Here is a 3,655-nt window from a genome sequence, read left to right as displayed (position 1 = left end):
GCATACCGGTGTCGCGTCGGCGCGGACGCCGTGCCGGCGAGGTCAGCCGCGGTCGACGCGGACAAGCGGGAAGCACGCGAGCTCCGCACCCGGCATACCGGCCAGGCGTTCTCCGTCGTGTCCCGGCCGCCCGGGACGTCGATGGCCATGGTCCTGCTCCTTCTCCGGACCCGTGTTGGCCCGGGTGGGAGAACTCCCCTACGGGAGCGTCCTGGCGGCGTGGGTAGGCTCCTCGGATGCTCAGGGTTGGCCTCACGGGCGGGATCGGGTCCGGCAAGTCGACGGTGGCGCGACGGCTCGAGGAGCTGGGCGCCGTCGTGGTCGACGCGGACGCCGTCGCCCGGGAGGTCGTCGAGCCGGGGGAGCCCACCCTGGCCGCGATCGCCGCACGCTTCGGGGGGGCACTCGTTCGTCCCGACGGCTCGCTCGACCGGGCGGCACTGGCCGCGATCGTCTTTCCCGACCGCGCGGCGCTGGCCGACCTCGACGCCATCACGGGGCCCGCCATCACGGCCCGGGTCCTCGCGCTCCGGTCAGCGGTCGCGCCCGATCGGGTCAGCGTCTTCGACATGCCCCTGCTCGTCGAGCGGGGGCTGTGGCCGGCGGAGCACCTGACGATCGTCGTCTCGGCCGCGGTCGAGACCCGTGTCGGGCGCCTCGTGACGCAGCGGGGGCTCGCTGAGGCCGACGCCCGACACCGCATCGCGGCGCAGGCGAGCGACGAGGAGCGGCGGGAGGCGGCCGACGTGTGGATCGACAACGAGGGGCCGCCCGAGTCGACGTTCGAGCAGGTCGACGTGCTCTGGGCCACCCGACTCGCTCCCTACGACGCCAACCTGCGGACGGGCACCCGGAGCCGGCGTCCCGAGACCGGGTCGATCGTCGTCGAGCCCGACCCGGCCTGGGCCGGCGAGGGCAGGCGTCTGGTCGCGAAGCTGACGGATGCGTTGGGGGAGAGGGCTGCGCGAATCGACCACATCGGGTCCACGAGCGTGGCCGGCCTCAACGCCAAGGACGTGATCGACCTGCAGGTCGGGGTGCGCTCCCTTACGGACGCTGACGCAGCCGGGTTCGTGGCCGACCTGCTGGCCAGGGGATTCGTCCGCAGCGAGGGCGACGTGGGGGACACCCCGCACGGCGACCACCCCGCAGCGAGCTGGGCCAAGCGCTTCTTCGGCTCGATGGATCCGGGGCGCATCGCTCATGTGCACGTGCGCGAAGTGGCCTCTCTAGGTTGGGAGTTCGCGCTGCTGTTCCGTGACTGGATGCGCGCCGATGCGCCGGCGCGAGCGGGGTATAGCGCGGAGAAGCGCCGCATCCTCCTCGGAGCAGCGACGACCAGCGACTACGTCGACGCGAAGGAGCCGTGGTTCGACACGGCATACGCGGCGGCGTGGGCCTGGGCCCGGAGGACCGGCTGGCGCCCGTCCTGACGGAGCTGGACGGAGTCGCACCTCAGCCCGGTGCGGGGAGGTCGAGCTGTGCGACGACCGCGACCTGGCGACCGGTCAGGTCGACCGTGGTCCACGTCTGGCCGACCTGCACGGCGCAGAACCGTTGGTCGCCGGTCAGCTGCGTGCACAGCACGTTGCGCACCCCGGGGCCCACCACCTCGATGACCACGGGGAGATCGGGGTAGTCGCCGGCACGGATGGCGGGGAGCACGGCAAGCGCCCGCCCCAGGGTCGACGGCTCGGTGCGGTGGCTGGTTCTCACGAGGCGGTAGCGCAGCGAGAGCGAGGTCGTGGGACCGAGACGCAGCTCCTCACGGGTGACGAGCGGGTCGGACAGCCCGACCGCCACGGGCACCCCGCGGCTCTCGGCCTGAAGAGCGACGACCTGTGGCGTCAGGCCCTCCACCCCGGGGTAGGCAGGGGGCACCGGAGGGGCGAGGCCGATGCTGAGCACCGGGCGGGCGAGCAGCACCTGCTCGACCACCTCGAGATCACCGTCGGTGTCGGGCTGCACGATCACGTGGATGCCGATCTCGGTCAGGCCCGGTCCGGTGCCCGGTGCCCGCGTCGCGCGGGCGCTGGGGGTCGTGGGCCCGTCGGTAGATGTCGGGGTCACAGCTGTCGGGGTCGCCGGTGTCGCCCCCGCGCCGGACGAGGTGACCGTCGTGGTGGGCAGCGACACCGATGCGTTCCCGCGGTCCGTCGGCGACATGCTGTAGACGAAGGCCACGCCCACGGCGATGGCCAGCGCGATCGCCATGAGCAGCACGACGCGTCCACGGGTTGACGTCATATCGACTCCCCCCGCCTTTGGTGGTGTCGGAGGAACCCCCCGCCGGGCCCACCATAGGCAGGTTGCCCGCTCGCGGGTGGGGGACTGGACGGATCACGCGATGACCGTCTGGTGAGGTGAGGCTGGTCCTGGCGCCCTCGACTCCGAGTCAGGTGGCCCTGTCGCCGCCCGAGGACGCCCTCGGTGAACATGGTCGAGGGCTGTCGGTGGTCGGGCTTACCGTGAAGCCATGCGTCCGACGACTGACATCAAGCGCACCGTGGCCCCCTTCGAGGTGATCTCGGAGTTCTCTCCGAGCGGTGACCAGCCGACCGCCATCGCCGAGATCACCGCGCGGGTGAACGCCGGTGAGATCAACACCGTGCTCCTCGGTGCCACCGGCACCGGCAAGTCCGCGACGACAGCCTGGGTCATCGAGCAGGTCCAGCGGCCGACCCTCGTCATGGCCCCCAACAAGACGCTCGCCGCGCAGCTGGCCAACGAGTTCCGTGAGCTGCTGCCTCACAACGCGGTCGAGTACTTCGTCTCGTACTACGACTACTACCAGCCCGAGGCCTACATCCCGCAGACGGACACCTACATCGAGAAGGACTCCTCGATCAACGACGAGGTCGAGCGGCTGCGGCACAGCGCCACCAACTCCCTGCTCACTCGGCGTGACGTCATCGTCGTCGCCTCGGTGTCCTGCATCTACGGCCTCGGCACCCCGCAGGAGTATGTCGACCGGATGGTCCGGCTCAAGGTCGGTCAGGAGCTGGTCCGCGACGACCTGTTGCGTCAGTTCGTCCAGATGCAATACACCCGCAACGACATCGCCTTCACGCGCGGCACCTTCCGGGTCCGCGGCGACACCGTCGAGATCATCCCGGTCTACGAGGAGCACGCGATCCGGATCGAGTTCTTCGGCGACGAGATCGAGCGGATCTACACCCTGCACCCGGTCAGTGGCGAGGTGCTGCGCGAGGAGACGGAGATGTATGTCTTCCCTGCCACGCACTACGTCGCGGGGCCGGAGCGGATGGACCGGGCGATCCGTGGCATCGAGCTCGAGCTCGCGGACCGGCTTGCCGAGTTCGAGCGGCAGGGCAAGCTGCTCGAGGCGCAGCGGCTGCGGATGCGCACGACCTACGACCTCGAGATGATGCGGCAGGTCGGGTCGTGCAGCGGCATCGAGAACTACTCGCGCCACATCGATGGTCGCGCGCCCGGGTCGGCGCCGCACTGCCTGCTCGACTACTTCCCGGAGGACTTCCTCCTCGTCATCGACGAGTCGCACCAGACCGTGCCGCAGATCGGCGCGATGTACGAGGGCGACATGTCGCGCAAGCGGATGCTCGTCGACCACGGCTTCCGCCTCCCGAGCGCCACCGACAACCGGCCGCTGATGTGGGAGGAGTTCCTCGAGCGG

Annotated in this window: 3 protein-coding genes; 2 read left to right on the top strand and 1 reads right to left on the bottom strand. The window is 70.6% G+C overall.

The window, feature by feature from the left end:
• The first annotated feature begins 236 nt into the window (after positions 1-236).
• A complete protein-coding gene (gene coaE, locus Q0R63_RS18925; protein ID WP_295700831.1) occupies positions 237-1,433 on the top strand; it encodes a dephospho-CoA kinase in 1,197 nt (398 codons plus the stop codon).
• Positions 1,434-1,455: 22 nt separating this feature from the next.
• On the opposite strand, the gene Q0R63_RS18920 is transcribed toward coaE, so the two are convergent.
• Complete coding sequence (locus tag Q0R63_RS18920) at positions 1,456-2,247, bottom strand: hypothetical protein (protein ID WP_295700829.1); 792 nt, start codon at positions 2,245-2,247, stop codon at positions 1,456-1,458.
• A gap of 229 nt (positions 2,248-2,476) precedes the next feature.
• Here Q0R63_RS18920 and Q0R63_RS18915 point away from each other — a divergent pair.
• Positions 2,477-3,655 (top strand): DEAD/DEAH box helicase family protein (locus Q0R63_RS18915; protein ID WP_295700827.1); only part of this gene is annotated, 1,179 nt, incomplete at its 3' end.

Origin of the sequence: Lapillicoccus sp., assembly GCF_025353065.1 — a bacterium.
Classification (GTDB): Bacteria; Actinomycetota; Actinomycetes; order Actinomycetales; family Dermatophilaceae; genus Lapillicoccus.
The sequence above is the reverse complement of the archived record's forward strand: the minus strand, read 5'-3'. Positions and strand labels throughout refer to the sequence as shown.